Source organism: Collimonas sp. GW821-FHT07E08 (assembly GCF_059418905.1).
Map to the genome: position 1 here is coordinate 136,940 of NZ_JBWKQR010000008.1, position 17,697 is coordinate 154,636.

20 protein-coding genes and 1 pseudogene are annotated in these 17,697 nt (G+C 59.6%); 4 read left to right on the forward strand and 17 right to left on the reverse strand.

Annotated features, from left to right (window positions below; genetic code table 11):
* From AC07RZ_RS12245 to AC07RZ_RS12255, 3 genes and pseudogenes are all read left to right on the forward strand, one after another.
* A pseudogene (locus tag AC07RZ_RS12245) lies at positions 1 to 289 on the forward strand (histone); the annotation flags it as partial.
* Between the two features lie 346 nt (positions 290 to 635).
* Positions 636 to 1,178, forward strand: coding sequence for a YggT family protein (locus AC07RZ_RS12250; protein WP_092397173.1), 543 nt, complete (start codon positions 636 to 638; stop codon positions 1,176 to 1,178).
* Positions 1,175 to 1,495, forward strand: coding sequence for a DUF167 domain-containing protein (locus AC07RZ_RS12255; RefSeq protein ID WP_494668098.1), 321 nt, complete (start codon positions 1,175 to 1,177; stop codon positions 1,493 to 1,495). The genes AC07RZ_RS12250 and AC07RZ_RS12255 overlap by 4 nt, the downstream gene beginning before the upstream one ends.
* 73 nt (positions 1,496 to 1,568) lie before the next feature.
* On the opposite strand, the gene bfr is transcribed toward AC07RZ_RS12255, so the two are convergent.
* The 17 genes from bfr to AC07RZ_RS12340 all read right to left on the reverse strand — a co-directional run bounded on the left by bfr (position 1,569) and on the right by AC07RZ_RS12340 (position 17,140).
* Positions 1,569 to 2,039 (reverse strand): bacterioferritin, encoded by a 471-nt coding sequence (gene bfr / locus AC07RZ_RS12260; RefSeq protein ID WP_014007847.1) that lies wholly within the window; start codon positions 2,037 to 2,039, stop codon positions 1,569 to 1,571.
* A gap of 294 nt (positions 2,040 to 2,333) precedes the next feature.
* The gene (locus AC07RZ_RS12265; protein ID WP_144739512.1) at positions 2,334 to 2,750 is read right to left on the reverse strand and encodes an ExbD/TolR family protein; all 417 of its coding nucleotides are present in this window, start codon (positions 2,748 to 2,750) and stop codon (positions 2,334 to 2,336) included.
* The gene (locus AC07RZ_RS12270) at positions 2,750 to 3,490 is read right to left on the reverse strand and encodes a MotA/TolQ/ExbB proton channel family protein (protein ID WP_144739367.1); all 741 of its coding nucleotides are present in this window, start codon (positions 3,488 to 3,490) and stop codon (positions 2,750 to 2,752) included. Before AC07RZ_RS12270 ends, AC07RZ_RS12265 begins: the two co-directional genes overlap by 1 nt.
* A 67-nt stretch (positions 3,491 to 3,557) precedes the next feature.
* A complete protein-coding gene (locus AC07RZ_RS12275) occupies positions 3,558 to 4,238 on the reverse strand; it encodes an energy transducer TonB (protein ID WP_494668099.1) in 681 nt (226 codons plus the stop codon).
* A gap of 23 nt (positions 4,239 to 4,261) precedes the next feature.
* The gene (locus AC07RZ_RS12280) at positions 4,262 to 4,492 is read right to left on the reverse strand and encodes a (2Fe-2S)-binding protein (protein WP_092397171.1); all 231 of its coding nucleotides are present in this window, start codon (positions 4,490 to 4,492) and stop codon (positions 4,262 to 4,264) included.
* A 99-nt stretch (positions 4,493 to 4,591) separates the two neighbouring features.
* Positions 4,592 to 4,912 (reverse strand): hypothetical protein, encoded by a 321-nt coding sequence (locus AC07RZ_RS12285; protein WP_041742538.1) that lies wholly within the window; start codon positions 4,910 to 4,912, stop codon positions 4,592 to 4,594.
* Between the two features lie 92 nt (positions 4,913 to 5,004).
* Positions 5,005 to 5,202 carry a hemin uptake protein HemP gene (gene hemP, locus AC07RZ_RS12290; protein ID WP_061541685.1) on the reverse strand — a complete coding sequence of 66 codons (198 nt, stop codon included), beginning with the start codon at positions 5,200 to 5,202 and terminating at the stop codon, positions 5,005 to 5,007.
* A 284-nt stretch (positions 5,203 to 5,486) separates the two neighbouring features.
* On the reverse strand, positions 5,487 to 6,722 hold the full coding sequence (locus AC07RZ_RS12295; protein ID WP_494668100.1) for a THUMP domain-containing class I SAM-dependent RNA methyltransferase: 1,236 nt from the start codon (positions 6,720 to 6,722) through the stop codon (positions 5,487 to 5,489).
* Positions 6,723 to 6,796: 74 nt separating this feature from the next.
* Entirely contained in the window at positions 6,797 to 7,399 is a 603-nt protein-coding gene (locus AC07RZ_RS12300; RefSeq protein WP_144739364.1) for a 2-hydroxychromene-2-carboxylate isomerase, read from the reverse strand.
* Between the two features lie 19 nt (positions 7,400 to 7,418).
* Positions 7,419 to 7,841 (reverse strand): CopD family protein, encoded by a 423-nt coding sequence (locus AC07RZ_RS12305; RefSeq protein WP_494668101.1) that lies wholly within the window; start codon positions 7,839 to 7,841, stop codon positions 7,419 to 7,421.
* Positions 7,842 to 8,016: 175 nt separating this feature from the next.
* Positions 8,017 to 9,282, reverse strand: a complete 1,266-nt coding sequence (locus AC07RZ_RS12310) for a glutamate-5-semialdehyde dehydrogenase (RefSeq protein ID WP_494668102.1) — start codon at positions 9,280 to 9,282, stop codon at positions 8,017 to 8,019.
* Between the two features lie 84 nt (positions 9,283 to 9,366).
* On the reverse strand, positions 9,367 to 10,389 hold the full coding sequence (holA, locus tag AC07RZ_RS12315) for a DNA polymerase III subunit delta (protein WP_494668103.1): 1,023 nt from the start codon (positions 10,387 to 10,389) through the stop codon (positions 9,367 to 9,369).
* Between the two features lie 13 nt (positions 10,390 to 10,402).
* Positions 10,403 to 10,972, reverse strand: a complete 570-nt coding sequence (locus tag AC07RZ_RS12320) for an LPS-assembly lipoprotein LptE (RefSeq protein WP_494668104.1) — start codon at positions 10,970 to 10,972, stop codon at positions 10,403 to 10,405.
* A gap of 83 nt (positions 10,973 to 11,055) precedes the next feature.
* On the reverse strand, positions 11,056 to 13,701 hold the full coding sequence (gene leuS / locus AC07RZ_RS12325) for a leucine--tRNA ligase (RefSeq protein WP_494668105.1): 2,646 nt from the start codon (positions 13,699 to 13,701) through the stop codon (positions 11,056 to 11,058).
* A 246-nt stretch (positions 13,702 to 13,947) separates the two neighbouring features.
* A complete protein-coding gene (locus AC07RZ_RS12330; protein WP_494668106.1) occupies positions 13,948 to 15,408 on the reverse strand; it encodes a DUF535 family protein in 1,461 nt (486 codons plus the stop codon).
* Positions 15,409 to 15,792: 384 nt separating this feature from the next.
* Positions 15,793 to 16,599: a 4-hydroxy-tetrahydrodipicolinate reductase gene (gene dapB, locus AC07RZ_RS12335; protein WP_494668107.1), complete on the reverse strand. Its 807-nt coding sequence runs from the start codon at positions 16,597 to 16,599 to the stop codon at positions 15,793 to 15,795.
* A gap of 31 nt (positions 16,600 to 16,630) precedes the next feature.
* The gene (locus tag AC07RZ_RS12340) at positions 16,631 to 17,140 is read right to left on the reverse strand and encodes an outer membrane protein assembly factor BamE (protein WP_494668108.1); all 510 of its coding nucleotides are present in this window, start codon (positions 17,138 to 17,140) and stop codon (positions 16,631 to 16,633) included.
* Between the two features lie 131 nt (positions 17,141 to 17,271).
* Between AC07RZ_RS12340 and fur the strand changes: the two genes are divergently transcribed.
* Positions 17,272 to 17,697, forward strand: a complete 426-nt coding sequence (gene fur, locus AC07RZ_RS12345) for a ferric iron uptake transcriptional regulator (protein ID WP_014007830.1) — start codon at positions 17,272 to 17,274, stop codon at positions 17,695 to 17,697.

Sequence of the window (17,697 nt, forward strand, 5' to 3'; positions counted from 1 at the left end):
AAAGCCAGCAGCCAAGAAAGCAGTAGCAGCCAAGAAGCCGGTTGCTAAGGCAGCAGCGAAACCAGCGGCAAAAAAGCCGGCAGTTAAGAAAGTCGCGGCTAAGCCAGCAGCAAAAAAGCCGGTAGCTAAAGCAGCAGCGAAACCTGCTGCCGCCAAGCCAGCTGTTAAAAAGGCCGCAGCGAAACCTGCAGCCAAGAAGCCAGCGGCAAAGCCAGCAGCAGCACCAGCAGCAACAACAGTGCTGAACCCGGCAGCAGCTTGGCCGTTCCCAACTGGCACACGCCCGTAATTAGCGTTTGCCGGCTTGCCTGATTAAGTTCAGGCATATCGCCCGCTGTATGGCCTAGCGCCCTGCAGCGGGTTTTTATTTGTGGCGGCGGTTATCGCAGAGGGCGGGTAGCGCTGTGCGTCCGGCAGCCGGCATATGCTCGTGCAAGCGGGTCGCCAGCCTCTCGGAAATTACTGCTACGATAGCCGGCTGGCGGTCCGTTCTTTTCTTAAACCTTGAACTGTGGCGTTCGTCCGCATTCCCGACTTACATCTTGCGCCCGAATTCGGGTAAGTTATCAGTATATGGACTGGCGCCGATGCCGGTCCGCCTGAATCGCTGCTTCATCTGGAAAGGGAAACACGTCGTGTTGCAGAACATTTTCACCTTGATTATCGAAACTATCGCCAGCGTCCTGGGCGGTGTCCTGTTGCTTCGGTTCTGGATCCAGGCGGTGCGGGTGCGGCCGCCGCAACAGCTGGCGCAATTCATTTTCACCTTGTCCGACTGGGCCGTGCGGCCGATGCGGCGCTTGTTGCCGGGGGTAGGCGGCTATGACTGGGCCAGCCTGATAGGCGCGGTCGTGGTCGCTGTCATCTGCATCCTGCTGGAACTGGGCGTCAGGTCGGCGCTGAGTGCTTCGCTGATCTTCAGCTTGTCGGCGCTGCTGTTTTTCCAGTGGGTATTCTATGGACTGATCGCATTGCTGATCATCGAGGCGATCTTTAGCTGGGTGAATCCGAATGCGCCACTGGCGCCCTTCGTACGGGCGCTGAATGAGCCGCTGCTGCGCCCTTTGCGCAGGATTATCCCGCTGATCGGCAATATCGATCTGTCGCCGCTGGCGGCGCTGATACTGCTGCGGGTGGTGCACCAGCTGGTAATTTACCTGATCATGTCGGTGGCATGAACCAAAAGGCGGGCGCCGCATGGTGCTCCGATGTTGCCGGCGGCGTCAGGCTGGCGCTGCAGGTGACGCCTAACGCCAAGAAAAGCCAGATCATCGGCCCGCTGGAGAATGTCCTCAAGCTGCGCTTGCAGGCGCAGCCTATCGAGGGCAAGGCGAATGACGCGCTGGTGCGCTACCTGGCGGAGCTGCTGGATGTGCCGCGCAGCAAGATCGTCATTACCCACGGCCATACCAGCAAGCGCAAAATCGTCGAAGCGCATGGTCCGTCATTGACTGCCGAAGCCGTCATGCGTCGTTTGCTGGCATCGACGCAGTAAGCGCCGAGGAAGGAAAAACGGCTTCCGATGGTGAGTCGGAAGCCGTGAGCCGTATGCCCGGATGGATGCCGGGTCAGGCGTCCATCTGGCTTTGCAGGTAGTTTTGCAGGCCGACCTTGTCGATCAGGTCGAGCTGGGTTTCCAGCCAGTCGATATGTTCTTCGGTATCTTCAAGGATTTCCTTGAACAGTTCACGCGACACATAATCGCCCGCTTTTTCGCAGGCAGCGATGCCATCCTTGACGGTCTTTTGCGCGCCTTGCTCCAGCTTCAGGTCGCATTGCAGCATCTCCGGCGTCGATTCGCCGATCATCAGCTTGTGCAGCGCTTGCAGGTTCGGCAAGCCGTTCAGCATCAGGATGCGGTCAATCAGCTTGTCGGCGTGCTTCATTTCGCCGATGGATTCTTCGTATTCCTTCTTGCCGAGTTTTTCCAGGCCCCAGTGCTTGTACATGCGGGCATGCAGGAAATACTGGTTGATCGCTGTCAGTTCGTTGGTCAGCTGCGCGTTGAGCAGCGTGATGATTTGTTTTTCGCCTTGCATGGGGACCTCGCTGTGATGGGATGCGGAGCGCTCAGGGATAAAGTCGGGGATTTCTGGACTGTATTCCGGCTTCTCACGTGATCGGCGCGTCGCTAAAACGATATGCGACCGAAATCGCAGCCATGATAGCGCATGCGATAAGCTTTTTCATCATTGGGTAGCGCGAATCATTTTCATTGTGATTTGTGCATCAACGCGATAGCGCTGGAAAGAAAAAAGCCTGCGCATGGCGACATGCGCAGGCCTTTGCAGAGGCGGCGTTTGGTAGCCGCGAACGCTTATCCAGCGATCGGCTTACTTGGCCTCCGGATCGGTGACAAAGCCGATTTTTCCGAGGCCGCCGGATTGGGCCGCGGCCATCACCTGGGCCACTTTTTCATACTGCACCGTGCGCGCCGCGCGTAAATGCAGCTCCGGCTGCGGCTGCTTTTGCGCTGCAACGGCAATCCGCGCATTCAGTTCGTTGCGGTCAACCACTTCATCGTTCCAGAACAGCTTGCCGTCGGCGTCGATCGACAGGTTGATGTTTTCCGGCTTGGTCTGGTCGGGCTGGTTGGCGGCGCGCGGCAAATCGATCTTCACCGCGTGGTTCATCACCGGGATGGTCATGATAAAGATGATCAGCAGCACCAGCATCACGTCGACCAGCGGCGTGGTGTTGATCTCCGGATTGAAATCGTCGTCCGAATCGGACAAGGAGCCCATGCCCATCATGCACCTTTCACGGCGACCAGCTTGGCGCCATTGTTCGAGCCGTTGCCATGGTCTGTTTCGTTGTTGCTGGAACGGGAGCCGGTAACGAACAGGGCGTGCAGGTCAAAGCCGAATTTGTTCAGCTTGGCGATGATGGTCTTGTTGCCGCGCACCAAGGCGTTATAACCGAAGGTAGCAGGGATCGCCACGGCCAGGCCGAGGGCGGTCATGATCAGCGCCTCGCCGACCGGACCGGCGACCTTGTCGATGCTGGCCTGGCCGGAAGTGCCGATCGACACCAGCGCATGATAAATCCCCCACACAGTGCCAAACAGGCCGACAAAAGGCGCGGTGGAGCCGACCGAAGCCAGCACTGCCATGCCGGCCTGCAATTTGCCTGAAACCTCGTCGATGGCCTGGCGCAGAGAGAGGGTGACCCAGTCGCTGACCGAAAGCTGATCGTGCAAATGTCCCTTGTGGGCGGCGTGGTGGCGCATCGAGGAGACGCCGGCCTGGGCTACTTCGGCAAACGGATTCTCCGTGCCCAGCGTGGCGATGCCTTCCGGCAGGCTGGTGGTATCCCAGAACTGGTGGCCGGCGGCGTGCGCCGCGCGCTGGAAGCGCAGGATTTGCAGGGCCTTGGTCAGGATGACGTACCAGGACGCAATCGACATCGCCACCAGCAGCACGGCGACGCTTTTGATGACGAAATCGCCCTGGCTCCAGAGCGCTTCCAATCCGTAAGGACTTACTTCCATGATGAACTCCCCTTGTATCTGTGAATTGAGTGCGGCTGCCTCGGCGGAGCGCCAAGAGCGCCATTGATTAATTGGATAGCTGGAAATTGATGGGCACGATGGCAAACACCGGCAGCGGCTTGCCGTCTTCCATATAAGGTTTGAACAAAGCCCGCATCACCGCTTGTTTGGCGGCGTCGTCGAGACGGCTGGAGCCGGAGGATTTTTGCACCTCGACGCGCTCGGCGCGGCCTTTTTCATTGATCAGGACGCGGATGACCGACTTGCCTTCCTCGCCCATGCGCTTGGAGACGGCAGGATATTTCACATCGGGCGGCTGGAGGTATTCGACGCCGGAGGTGATGGTGCGCGGCTGGGGCGGGGCGGCGGGGGGCGCCGGTGGCGCTGCTGCGGCCGGTTCTTCATGCTGCGGCGGCTGCGGCGCCGGCGTCGGCGCCGAAATGGCGGTTTCCGACGGCGTAGTGTTGACGACCGGCGTTGGGCGCGGCGGTGCAATGTTCTTCTTTACGACGGCGACGGTTTTTGGTGCGACCGGCGTAGGTGCGGCCGGCGTCGGCTCAGGCGCCTTTTCGGGCGTGACGAAGCTGGCGAAGATTTCTTTTGGGACGGCCTGCGCGGCCTGGTGGATCAGGCCGCTTTTCAATGCCCAGAAAAATGCGACGTGAAGCAGCAGGATCGTGCCCAGGGGGCCGATGCGTTTGATCTTTTTCCACGCAAGCGCAGGGGAACTGATTGTTGCTGACGACATGGTTGCGCTGATCCTGCCGGGTACTAGGCAGCTTGTATGTTTTGTTGGAATACCAATGCTTGAACATGACGCAAGGCAGCCGGAGCGCGGTTATCCAGGCATTCGCGCAACACGCTCTTCGCGCAGGAATGGCATTTCCCGCAGCAGGTGGCAATCCCCAGGTTCTCGCGCAATTCAGACATGGAAGACATGCCCGAATCGACTGCCTGCCGGATTTTCCGATCCGACACGTTATTGCAAACACAAACGATCATTTTGTACCTCACTGCCATGGTTAAAAGGCAGATTAAGAAATAAAAGTCCGCCGACAGAGATGTCCTTGCGGCGGTTGGTTATTATTGCGCGATGCTTCTTTAACAGACCCGGCTTGCGGTCCCGAACCTGCTGAACAGGCTGTATTTCTCAGGCCGCGGCATCGTGCTCTCTACTACCGTGCCCCACTGCTCCGACAACTGCAGGCAGGTTGCCCGTAATACCGGCGCCAGGTTCGGCAAATCCGCCAGCGCCTTAAGATGCCGCTCGATCACCGAGGCCAGCTTGACGCAACCGCTGATTTCCTGGCTGTTGGCGGTGTACTGCGACATCAGGTGCAGCACCGCCGAGACCAGCAGTTCCGGCTGTGCCGGCGCGCCGTTTGGCTCCACAAAAGCCGGATTGATTTTCTCCGATACCATCAGCACTCCTATATCAGTATCTCGCTGGCTGGCGCTTGCTGCGGGCGGGCTGGTGTTGGACCAATTAAAAAACGCCGTGCTCAAGTTTCCAATTAAGCGGTCAGGATCAGCTTGTTCAGTTGCGTCAGCCGCAGCTTGTAAATCCGGCCGCCGTGATCGATTTCCAGTTCGCGCATTTGCTTGAACAGATCCTGGCTCTTGATTCGCGTGACTGCTGATGCAACTGACTTCGTGATGCTGGACACAGGGGTTTTCTCAACTTGTGTTTCGCGTCGGATCGTCTGGCTCATTATAGTCCTTTCTGTAAATGCGAACAATTCGTATTTGTATTATTCGTCACCTGAGCAGGGAATGCAAGCGTTTTTAGCGCATCCGTTGGCGTAATCTGGAAAAGATGCCGAGCGGGAAATATCAGCCGCGCCTTGCCGACGATGCACGTAGGCAAGGTTGTTTCCAAGGAGGCTGAATTTTGGGGGGAGATGGGAATAGCGGCTGAGAGCCTAGGCGGCCAGACGTGAAACAAGCGCAAAGATTGCGCTTGTTTTATTGAAACCTTGTCAAGGAAGGCAGGCGGTCATTCTGCTTTTGGCTTGGCCGCTTCGCGCCGGTTGAAGCCTGCCACCATGTCGAAGCGGAACAGCCGGCATTCCAGCGCACCATTGAAGAAAGGCGTCTTGCGCGCTTCTTTCAGGCGCAGCAGCTTGGGCAAGCCGAGGTCGGCCGAAAACAGGAAGATGCTCCAGCCGGCAAAGCGCTGCTTCAGCGTGGTGCCGAACGCGCTGAAGAAAGCGGTCAGCAAGTCGTCGCTGCTCAGGGTGCTGTCGCCGCGCACGCCGATCCGTTCGCCGTAAGGCGGATTGGTGAGCATGATGCCGTGTTCTGCGTCGGCAGGCGGTTTGACCTCTTGCGCTTCGATCTGCTTGACCGGCACTTCAAACAGGATGCCGGCATTGCGCAGGTTGTTCGCCGCGATCTGCACCATGTCGCCGGAGATGTCGCTGCCGAAGATGGTCGGCGTGGCCGGCAAAGGATTCGGCTTGAAACTGCCTTTGATCGCCAGCCATTTGGCGCTCTCGAAATCGTTGAATTTTTCAAAGGCAAAGCGGCGCCGGGCGCCAGCCGGGATGCCGGCGAGGATCTGGGCGGCTTCCACCAGGATGGTGCCGGAGCCGCACATGGGATCGAACAAAACGGTGCCTGGCTTCCAGCCGGAGGTGCGCAGCAGGCCGGCGGCGAGATTCTCGCGCAGCGGCGCATCGCCGGTTTCGGCGCGCCAGCCGCGCTTGAACAGGGCTTCGCCGGAGGTATCCAGGTACAGGGTGAAGTTATGGGCATCGAGGAAACCGACGATACGCATGTCCGGCGTGCCGGTGTCTACCGAAGGTCGTTCATTGCACAGGTCGCGGAAACGGTCGCAAATGCCATCCTTGATCTTGAGCGTGGTGAATTGCAGGCTGCGCAGCGGCGATTTCACCGCGGTGACGTCAACCCGGATGGTATGGCTGACCGGAAACCAGCTTTCCCATTCCTGTTCCAGCGTCATGTCGTAGATATCGTTTTCGTTCTTGTACGCGCCATGTGTCAGGCGCAGCAGCACCCGGCTGGCGATGCGCGAGTGCAGGTTGATGCGCCAGGCGTCGCTCAGCAGGCCGGAGCAGTGGACGCCGCCCGGCACCTGGTTATGGACCTTGAGGGTGACGGCGGGTGCGCTGAACTGCGCTATTTCATTCAGTTCTTCAGCCAGCGCGGCTTCCAGCCCGCGCGGGCAGGGGCAAAAATAGGAATGCGAATCTGTTGATAGATGTGACATGGGGTACCCTTTATCCGTTGATACTGCGGTTGCACCTGGCTACCTTGACTAGCCAGGCGGTAAGAAAAATATATTTATCTGGCGAATGCACGCTCTACGAAGTCCAGCCGGTCCTGGCCCCAGAATGCTTCGCCGTCGACTACATACCAGGGCGCGCCAAAGATGTTGGCGGAAATGGCTTCCTCGGTAAAACGGTCGAATTCGCTCTGGACGCTGGCGGTTTCCGCCGATTTCAGCAAGGTCTTGCCGTCGTGCCCCAGTTCCGAGGCGATCGCTGCCAGGGTGGCGTGGTCAGCGATATTGCGCTGTTCGGCCCAGACTGCGCGCATTATAGCGCCGGTCAGCGCCAGGGCGGCTTCCGTGCCGTGCGCAAGCTGGCTGGCGATGATCAGTTTTGCGGCGTCGTCGCTCTGCACCGGAAAGAAAGTCGGGTGCAGGTTCAGCGGCACCTGCAGGTATTCGCTCCAGCGCCGCAGCTCCTCCAGCCGGTAAGCCTGGCGCTGGGGCGCCCGTTTGGCGAGCGGCAAGCCGCCGGAGGTGTTGAAGACCTTGGACAAGTCGCAGGGTTTTAATGCGATCTTGACATCGTATTGATGGGATAGCGCCACCAGGCGCGCATGGCCCAGGTAGGCGAATGGCGAATGCGGCGCAAAATAATATTCACAGAGCTTGCTCATGGCTGGTCCTCGGATGGGCTTAGAACGGTTTGACAACCACCAGGATAACGATGGCGAGCAGCAGCAGGACCGGGACTTCATTGAACCAGCGGAGCCAGACATGGCTGCGGGTATTCGCCCCGTTTTCAAATTTCTTCAGCAGGCTGCCGCAGGCGTGGTGGTAGCCGATCACGAGGATCACCAGGAACAGTTTGGCATGCAGCCAGCCGTTGCCTGGACCTTTGCCTATGCCATAGCCGAGCCACAGCCACGCGCCGAATACGATGGCGGGCAGCGCCAGCATGGTCGTGAAGCGATACAGCTTGCGCGCCATCAGCAGCAATCTGCCGGTGGCTGCGGTATCGGTTTCCTGTGCCAGGTTGACCAGGATCCGCGGCAGGTAAAAGAGGCCGGCAAACCATGATGCGATGAAGACAATATGCAGCGATTTGATCCAAAGCATGGCGTTCCTTTTTTTGATTATTGCGGGAAGGGTGATTGGTGCTGCATGCAACGCCAATGCAAACCGGCGCTGCGGATATCGGGCAATAGCTTAAACGGGACCAGGGCTTCTTGCCCTGGTCCGCAAACAAAGAACCGGCGGCGGCAGTATCGGCACACCCGCCGCATGCTGCATTTTATTCGCGTACTTCGCCGTGCCCGAACACGACATATTTCAGTGAGGTCAGGCCCTCGAGGCCGACCGGGCCGCGCGCATGCAGCTTGTCGTTGGAAATGCCGATCTCGGCGCCCAGGCCGAATTCGAAACCGTCGGCAAAACGGGTCGAGGCATTGATCATGACCGATGCGGAATCGACTTCACGCAGGAAACGCATGGCCCGCGAGTGGTTCTCGGTGACGATGCTGTCGGTGTGCTGCGAGGAATAGGTGTTGATATGGGCGATTGCCTCATCCACGTCGGCAACGATCTTGACCGACAGGATCGCCGCCAGGTATTCGGTGCGCCAGTCTTCCTCGCTGGCGGCGGCCAGGTAGGGATAACCGGCGAGGATGGCCCGGGCTTCGTCGTCGGCGCGCAGTTCGACTTCCTTGCCCTGGTACAGCTTGGCCAGCTGCGGCAAGACCTGCGGCGCAACCGCGCGCGCCACCAGCAGGGTTTCCATGGTGTTGCAAGTGCCATAACGATGGCATTTGGCATTGAAGGCAATCTTCGCGGCCTTGTCGAGATCGGCCTGGTCGTCGATATAGACGTGGCAGATGCCGTCGAGATGCTTGATCATCGGCACCGTGGCCTCCTTGATCAGGCGTGCGATCAGGCCCTTGCCGCCGCGCGGCACGATGACGTCGACATATTGCGGCATGGTGATCAGGGCGCCGACCGCGGCACGGTCTGTGGTGTCGACTACCTGCACCGCGTCCTGCGGCAGGCCGGCGCCGGCCAGCCCCTCCTGCACCAGCCTGGCCAGCGCCTGGTTGCAATGATGGGCTTCGGAGCCGCCGCGCAGGATGGTGGCGTTGCCGCTCTTGATGCACAGGCCCGCGGCATCTACCGTGACGTTCGGCCGGGCTTCGTAAATGATGCCGATGACGCCCAGCGGCACTCGCATCTGGCCTACCTGGATGCCGGTGGGACGGTATTTCATGTTCGAAATTTCGCCGATCGGATCGGGCAGGGCGACAATCTGTTCGAGCCCGGCCACCATGGTGGCGATAGCCTGTTCCGATAGCGTCAGGCGGTCCAGCATCGCCGGCGCCAGGCCGTTGGCGCGCGCCGTTTCGAGATCGACCTGGTTGGCGGCGCGCAGCAGGTCGGCGTCGCGCCGGATGGCGGCGGCGATCAGGCTCAGTGCGCGGTTCTTGACCGCGGTATCGGCGCGCGCCATGGCGCGCGATGCGGCGCGTGCCCGTTGTCCGACTTCGGTCATGTATTGTTGAATGTTCATATGCCTAAATTCTTCTTTGCAATTTACGCGTTTCGTCTGTCTAGTTAGTTGAGGACAGAGTAATTCGGCGCACGGCGGCGCCTCTTAAACTCTGTCCCCAATTAGTTTTAATTCCAACTGCAGCAATGCATCCCATGCATCGCCGGAAAAGGCTTTTGCACGCAAGCCTTTCACCATCTTGTCGATTTGCGCCGCATCCTTCAGGGCCGCCTCCAGCGTCGCCAGGCTCAGGCGCCGCAGCGCCGGTTCCATCAGCCTCTCGCGTGGCCCCCAGATACGGTATTCCTTCAGCAGCGCGGGAATCGGCCGTCCCTGGCTGGCTGCCGATTTCAATTTCAGCAAGGTGCGGATTTCCTCTGAAACCGCCCATAGCACCAGCGGCAGCGCTTCGCCTTCACCTTTCAAGCCATCCATCATCCGCACCAGGCGCGCCGCATCGCCGACCAGCATCGCTTCGTTGAGCTTGAATACATCATAGCGCGCGACGTTGAGCACCGCATCGTGGCACTGTTCAAAACTCAGTTTGCCGGGTGGGTGCAGCAAAGCCAGTTTCTGGATTTCCTGGTGTGCCGCCAGCAGGTTGCCTTCGACCCGGTCTGCGATGAAATCCAGCGACTGGCGGTCGGCGCTTTGCTGCTGGGCCGCCAGCCGCACGCCGATCCAGTTCGGCAAATGCGCCCGTTCCACCAGCGGAATATCAATATACACCGCGCTCTGTTGCAGGGTGGCGACCCAGGCTGCCTTTTGCGTCGCCCAGTCGAGCTTGGGCAGGGTAATGATGGTGACGTTGTCGGGATTGAGCGTTGCCGTATAGTTTTGCAAAGCCTGGCCGCCATCCTTGCCCGGCTTGCCGGTAGGGATGCGCAGCTCGATCAGTTTTTTATCGCCGAACAGCGATTGCGACTGGTTGGCGGCCAGCAGCTCGCCCCATTTGAAGCTGCGGTCGACCACCAGCACGTCGCGCTCGCTGCAACCGTTGCTGCGCGCGCTCTTGCGAATCTTGTCGGATGCCTCCAGCGCCAGCAGATGCTCGTCGCTGGTGATCACATACAAGGGCGCCAGGGTTTTCGCCAAATGGCCGTCCAGCGCGTCAAGCCGCAGTTGCATGCACCGGCCCTGGTTATTTGGAGGGAGCCGGAACCGGCGCCGGAGTTGCTGCCGGCACGGTTTCAGGCTGGGTCGGCTGGGCAGTCTTGATGGCGGCCAGGCGGCGCAGGATCTGCTGCACCATGTCTGACTGCATGTCGCGGTACAGCAGGACTTCTTCCGCTGCCTTCGACAGTTCTTGCGACGAGTTGTAGCTGATATCGCGTTTCAGCGTGATCTGGGTGGCCGGCAGCAATTCCTTCTTTTGGGCGTCGATAACCCGGAAAGTCAGCCGGTAATACAGCATGTACTCGCTGGCCCGGCCCGAACTGTTGGTGGTCAGGATGACTTTTTCACGCGTCTCGGCCAGCACATCCAGCGTTGCCTCGGCGCCCTCGGCAGAGCTCAGCACCTGGGTATTGCCGCTGGCCAGGATATTGCGCCTCAGCTCGATCCCCAGCGGCGAGTTGGCGCCAAAGGTCATGTATAGCGACTTGAATGGCAAGTTGGCCGTGCCGCGCAGATGGAAGCCGCAGGCGCACAGCAGCGCGGTCATGGCCAGTATCAACGGCCAGCGCAGCCAGTTGCGGGAATCGGCGGGCATTCTGAGAGGCATTCTATTCAACATTCGGGCATTCCTTGTTTCAAGATTCGAGGCCGGACCTGGTGGTCCGGCCATACGCGAGGTCAGGCGACGATATTGACCAGTTTTCCCGGCACCACGATGATTTTCTTCGGCGCGCCTTCGAGGTATTTCCGGACACTCTCGTTCGCCAGCGCAGCGGCCTCGATGCTGGCCTTGTCGGCATCCTTGGCGACAGTGATGCTGCCGCGCAGCTTGCCGTTCACCTGGATCATCATTTCGATTTCGCTTTGTTCCAGCGCCTTGCCGTCCACTTGCGGCCAGCTGGCGTCGAGGATGTCGCCGTGCACGGCGGCAAAGCCGAGCTCCTGCCACAGCGCGTGGGTGATGTGCGGCGCTATCGGATTGAGCACCCGCAGGAAAATCGACAGGCCCTCAGTCAATACCGCATTGCTGGCCGGCGACTGGTCGAGCTTGGCCGCTTCCAGGGTGTTCAGCATTTTCATGCAGGCCGACACCACGGTGTTGTACTGGATCCGCTTCAAGTCATGGTCGGCTTGCTGCAAAATCTTGTGCACTTCGCGCCGCAATGTTTTCTGCACATCGTTCAAGCCGGAAAAATCCCCTGCTGCGCTCGGCACAATATTGGCGGCGCGGGCATGGCTGAAGGCCCACACCCGGCGCAGGAAGCGGTTGGCGCCTTCAACTCCGGTGCCCGACCATTCCAGGGTCTGTTCCGGCGGCGAGGCAAACATCGTGAACAGGCGCGCGGTGTCGGCGCCGTACTGGTCGATCTGGGCTTGCGGATCGATGCCGTTGTTCTTCGACTTCGACATCTTTTCGGTGCCGCCGATCTCCACCGGCTTGCCGTCGGTTTTCAGGGTGGCGGTGAGCGGCCGGCCCTTGTCGTCGAAAGTCAGTTCCACATCTTCCGGGTTGTGCCAGGTCTTCTTGCCGCTGGCGTCTTCGCGGAAATAGGTTTCATTGAGCACCATGCCCTGGGTCAGCAGGTTGGTGAACGGCTCGTCGAACTTGATCAGGCCGAAATCGCGCATGACCTTGGTCCAGAAACGGGCGTACAGCAGATGCAGCACGGCGTGTTCGATGCCGCCGATGTACTGGTCCATCGGCATCCAGTAATCGTTGCGCGAGTCGACCATGGCGTCGTTGCTGTTTGGCGAGCAATAACGCATGTAATACCAGGACGAGTCGACGAAGGTGTCCATGGTGTCGGTTTCGCGCCGCGCCGGCTTGCCGCATTGAGGGCAGTCCACATGCAGGAATTTTTCGTGCTTGTTGAGTGGATTGCCGCTGCCGTCCGGCACGCAGTCTTCCGGCAGGATCACCGGCAAGTCTTTTTCCGGCACCGGCACGTCGCCGCAATCGCTGCAGTGGATGATGGGGATAGGCGTGCCCCAGTAACGCTGGCGCGAAATGCCCCAGTCGCGCAGGCGATAGGTGATTTTCTTCTCGCCCAGGCCGTGCGCCGCCAGGTCGGCGGCGACCGCATCGACGGCTTCCTGGTAGTGGAGGCCATCGTATTTGCCGGAATCGACGCAGACGCCGTTTTCCTTGTCGGCATACCAGTCGTGCCAGCTCTCCTCGGAGTAGGTCTTGCCTTCGACGGCAATCACCGGACGGATCGGCAGCACGTATTTCTGGGCGAACGCAAAGTCGCGCTCATCGTGCGCCGGCACGCCCATGACGGCGCCGTCGCCATAGGTAATCAAGACGTAGTTGCCGACCCAGACTTCGATCAGCTGGCCGGTCAGCGGATGCGACACGTGCAAGCCGGTCGGCATGCCTTTTTTTTCCATCGTCGCCATGTCGGCTTCGATGACGCTGCCCTTTTTGCATTCGGCGATGAATTCCGCCAGCTCGGGATTGGTCTTGGCGGCAAAGGTGGCCAGCGCATGTTCCGGCGCCACAGCGCAGAAGGTCACGCCCTTGATGGTGTCGGCGCGGGTGGTGAATACCCACAGCTTGCCGTCCTGGATCAGCTTGCCGTCTTCTGCGATCTTGTGCGGGAACGCAAAGCGCACGCCGGTCGACTTGCCGATCCAGTTGGCCTGCATCAGGCGCACCCGTTCCGGCCAGCCCGGCAATTTGGTTTCAACGTGCTCCAGCAGCTCTTCGGCGTAGTCGGTGATCTTGGCGTAGTACATCGGGATTTCGCGCTTCTCGATCAGCGCGCCGGAGCGCCAGCCGCGGCCGTCGACCACTTGCTCATTGGCCAGCACGGTCTGGTCGACCGGATCCCAGTTCACGGTGCCTGTCTTTTTGTAGATGATGCCTTGCTCCAGCATCTTCAGGAACATCCACTGGTTCCACTTGTAGTATTGCGGCGTGCAGGCAGTCATTTCGCGCGACCAGTCGATCGCCAGCCCCATCGCCTGCATCTGCTTCTTCATGTGCTCGATGTTGGCGTAGGTCCATTGCGCAGGCGGCACGTTATTGGCCATCGCGGCGTTTTCCGCCGGCATGCCGAACGCGTCCCAGCCCATCGGCATCAGCACGTTGTAGCCGTTCATCCGCAGGTAGCGGTACATCACGTCGTTGATGGTGTAGTTGCGCACGTGGCCCATATGCAGCTTGCCTGAAGGGTAAGGCAGCATCGAGCAGGCATAGAATTTCTTTTTCTCTTGGCCGTGCTGGTCCTTGGCATGTTCGACGGTCTTGTAGGCGTCGATGGATTGCCAGTGGTCTTGTGCTGATTTTTCGACGTCGGTCGGGCTGTATTTTTCTTGCATGACGGGAGCTAAAAGGTGAATGTTATTCCGCTTTGCAAAAGAACAAGGCGCCGCATCGTCGGCTGGAGATCAAACGTCGGCCGGGACGAATTCAAGCATCTTGGTCGCTGCGAATCGGAATGTGAACTTGCTGAGCCAATACTCATGGCATCCGAACCAGTGATTATACTGGTTCGGATGCTGCTTTAGCGTATAGGTGGGGTGGAGTAGCGCTATGCGTGCGCAATACCGGCCGGCCGCGGCGTTTCAGATGGCGTTGAGGGGGCCGGCAAAGCCGTTCAGGGTAGCCGCGACCGCGCGTTCCGTGAGCTCAATGCGTTTGCGCGCTTCCGAGCGCTTGTGTGACGGGATTTCCTGCAGGTTGGGGACGGGAATCGCCTCGCAGCAGAGCTGGTATTCACCGTCGGGACGGCGGGTCGCCCCCATTTCTTGCCAAAAATCATCATAATCGGCGAGCACCTTGCCGGTGCGGATCTGATGAAACAAGACCCGGTTCCGGTTGCCTACCAGGATCAGCTTTTTGCAGCCGTAAGCCCGGCCGATTTCCCTCACCAGGCGCAGCATCAAGCCTTTCGGGCGCAGGCCGAACATGTCGCGGGTGGCGTTGCGCACCCGCTCCTGGGCATTGCTGCCGCGCGGGCCTTGCAGGCAGCCGACGCCGACGCAGGGGACCAGTTCACTGCCGTAAAAGGTGAAGGCTACCGAGAACAGGCGCTGCTGGTCGCTGTACAGGTCGAGCGCCAGTTCGCCTTCGCGGTCGAGCGTGGCAATCGCCGACAGCTGGATTTCATAGATGGCGCCGGATTTTCCGCTGAAACTGCCTAGCAGCAGCGGCGCGTGCGCCGCGCTCAGCACCAGGGGGCCGAGGCCTTGCCGGAAAATGAAATCGTAGTGGCTGACCAGGATATTCATCCGGTCCTGGCTGCGCAGGCGCAGCGACTGGTAGGGGCGATAGATTTTTTGCAGCAGCCTGGGCGTGGCTTGCGCCAGTTTGGCGTGCATCGGCGTTGCATTCCAGTAGGCCAGCCAGCGCTGCGTCTGCTGGTAGTGGATCACGGTGCGGGCGCTCAGCTTGATCTGCTTGGCGAAATACGACAGGCCGCGCGGCGAGTGCTTCAGGCAGGTGTGCAGAGTAATGCGCGGACTGCTGTTGCCGGCGCGGGGCAGGGCTGGCCGGGGGAAGAAGAAAAGGGATATTTCCGACAGCAACGCCAGGTTTTGCAGGCGGCCGTGAAGGAGCCGCACGGCGCCGAGGCTGATGGCTTTGCCATACCGGCTGTTCATGGCCAGCATCATCGCCAGGGAAACCAGGCCGGCGACAAAAATATCCAGCGGATAGTGCACGCCAAGGAAAATCTTGGCCCAGCTGACGGCCAGCGACAGCATCACCAGCAATACGCCTATCCATTTGATCTTGATGGTTTTTGCCGTCCATAGTGTCAGGCCGGTGGCCAGGATGATGGCAATCGTCACGCTGGGCGAGACGCAATGCGTGCTTTTAGCCTGGTACAGGTAGTCATTCCATGCGGCCGGGACCAGGGTATCCCAGAGCGGCGGGATGAGTTTGCTGGCCAGTACCGCTGCGGCGGTCGTGACGATTGCCTTGAGGGAAAGCCGGCGGGTAGCCCTGCCACCGCTGATCCACAAGCCGACCAGGCTGGTCGGCACCAGGTAGACGCCCCATTCTGCGATCGCCAGCGCCAGCATGAACGGAATTCCGATATACCCGGGAGGGCCCGCCGACCACAAAAGGTGATTGTAAGAGGACAAAGTCATATGCGTGGGCGATCAGAATGGGGGTGAAAGTAGTGCTAAAAATATATGTTTTGCAGGGCTGTACCGGTTTTGTTACTCGTCGACACATTAAGATACAAATAAAAATAGGATGTTACATGCAAACTTGCAAGCTGGAGTGATTTGATCGAATTATTGAATTGCCAAGAGGAAAGTGCTGATGCGGAAGCGGTACAGCGGACTAGCGAAGGGAAACTGCGGGAAGGACGCGGAGGCCAGGGGGAAAACCGGCGAGGCCAGGCGGCCCCGCCGGATTCAGTGAATTACTTGGAGAGAGGAGTTTGCTGCAGGCCGGCGTCAGCGCAGGCCCAGTACATCCTGCATGTCATACAGGCCGCTGCTCTTGTCGCGCAGGAAACGTGCCGCGCGCAAGGCGCCCTGGGCGTAAGTGACACGGCTGGATGACTTGTGCGTGATCTCTACGCGTTCGCCGATGCCGGCAAACAGCACCGTATGGTCGCCGACGATATCGCCGCCGCGGATGGCGGCAAAACCGATCGAGGAAGGATCGCGTTCCCCGGTGATGCCTTCGCGGGCATAGACTGCGACGTCGTCCAGCTTGCGCCCGAGCGCGTCAGCGACGACTTCACCCATCATCAGCGCAGTGCCGGAGGGGGCGTCGACCTTATGGCGATGATGGGCTTCGATGATTTCGATGTCGTAGCCATGGGAGAAACTCTTGGCTGCCATTTCCAGCAATTTCAGCGTGACATTGACGCCGACGCTCATGTTGGAGGCGAACACGATGGCGGTCTTTTTCGCCGCCGCCGCGATCGCAGCCTTGCCGGCTTCATCGAAACCGGTGGTGCCGATAATCATCTTGATGCCATGGGCGGCGCAGTACTCCAGATGTTTCAGCGTGCCTTCGGGACGGGTGAAATCGATCAGGTAGGCCGCTTGCGCCAAGCCTTTGGCCAGATCGGCTTCGATCAGGACATCGGCAGGCTTGCCCAGGAACGCCGCAGCGTCGGTTCCCAATTCAGGCGTGCCCGGCACGCCCAGCGCACCGGCCAGCAGCGCGTCGTCGGCGTTCTGGATCGCCTCGACCAGCATGCGTCCCATGCGTCCCGAGGCGCCTGCAACGGCTATTTTCATCTGAGTCATTATCAATTCGACGATCTGGACAATTTATAAATCAGTTCTTGGAAGGGCCTGGCGCGCTAGGCACGGTTGGGGCGATTTCCACATTCTTGACGCTCCTCCTGGCTTCTGCCGCGCCGCCTGAAAGCCGGTCCAAGTAGTCGTTCTCGGTAGGCAGGTTGCCGCCGTCGACGCGCGCCAGCAGGTTGCCGTTGAAGAAAACGCTGACCCGGCTGGTGGTGATTTCGCCATTGCCTTTTTGCAGGCGGAACACGTAGTCCCAGCGATCTTCATGGAACAGGTCGGTCAGCAGCGGCGTGCCGAGCGCGAAACGCACTTGTTCCCGCGTCATGCCTTCTTTAACTTGTGCCAACATTTCTTTCGAGACAAAATTTCCCTGCTGGATGTCGATCCGGTAAGGAGAGAAGATGCCCAGGAAGCGCCGATGCTTGACGGTTTGCACCCCGCTGGTATCGGTGACCACAGGGGCCGCCGCCGGATCTGCGCTGGCGGCGGGCTGGTCGAGCAGGGGTTTTTTTGAAGCGCAGCCGGCCAGGGCGGCCATGAAGACAACTGCAGCGGTCAAAGCGGAGGTACGGACAGGGGAGAGCAACATTCGCATAAGGATCTCAATTGATTGAGCAACTGTGCTAAAACGCTATATGATAAAGCAGATCATCCATTTGTGACCAAAACATGCCGAACAATCCATCCGAACTGAAAGCCAGCGGCCTCAAAGCCACGTTGCCACGCCTCAAAATCCTGGAAATCTTCCAGAATAGCGAAGTACGCCACCTGAGCGCCGAGGACGTTTATAAAATCCTGCTGAGCGACAACCTCGATGTAGGCCTGGCGACCGTGTACCGCGTACTGACCCAATTCGAGCAGGCCGGGCTGTTGCAGCGCAATCATTTTGAAACCGGCAAGGCCGTGTTTGAACTCAATGAAGGCTCGCACCACGACCATCTGGTTTGCCTGGATTGCGGCCTGGTGGAAGAGTTTTACGACGAAGAAATTGAAAAGCGCCAGAAAATCGTCGCCAAGGAACACGGTTTCGAAATCGCCGACCATGCGCTGGCGCTGTACGGCCATTGCCGCGATTGCCGCAAGAAAAAAGGCTGA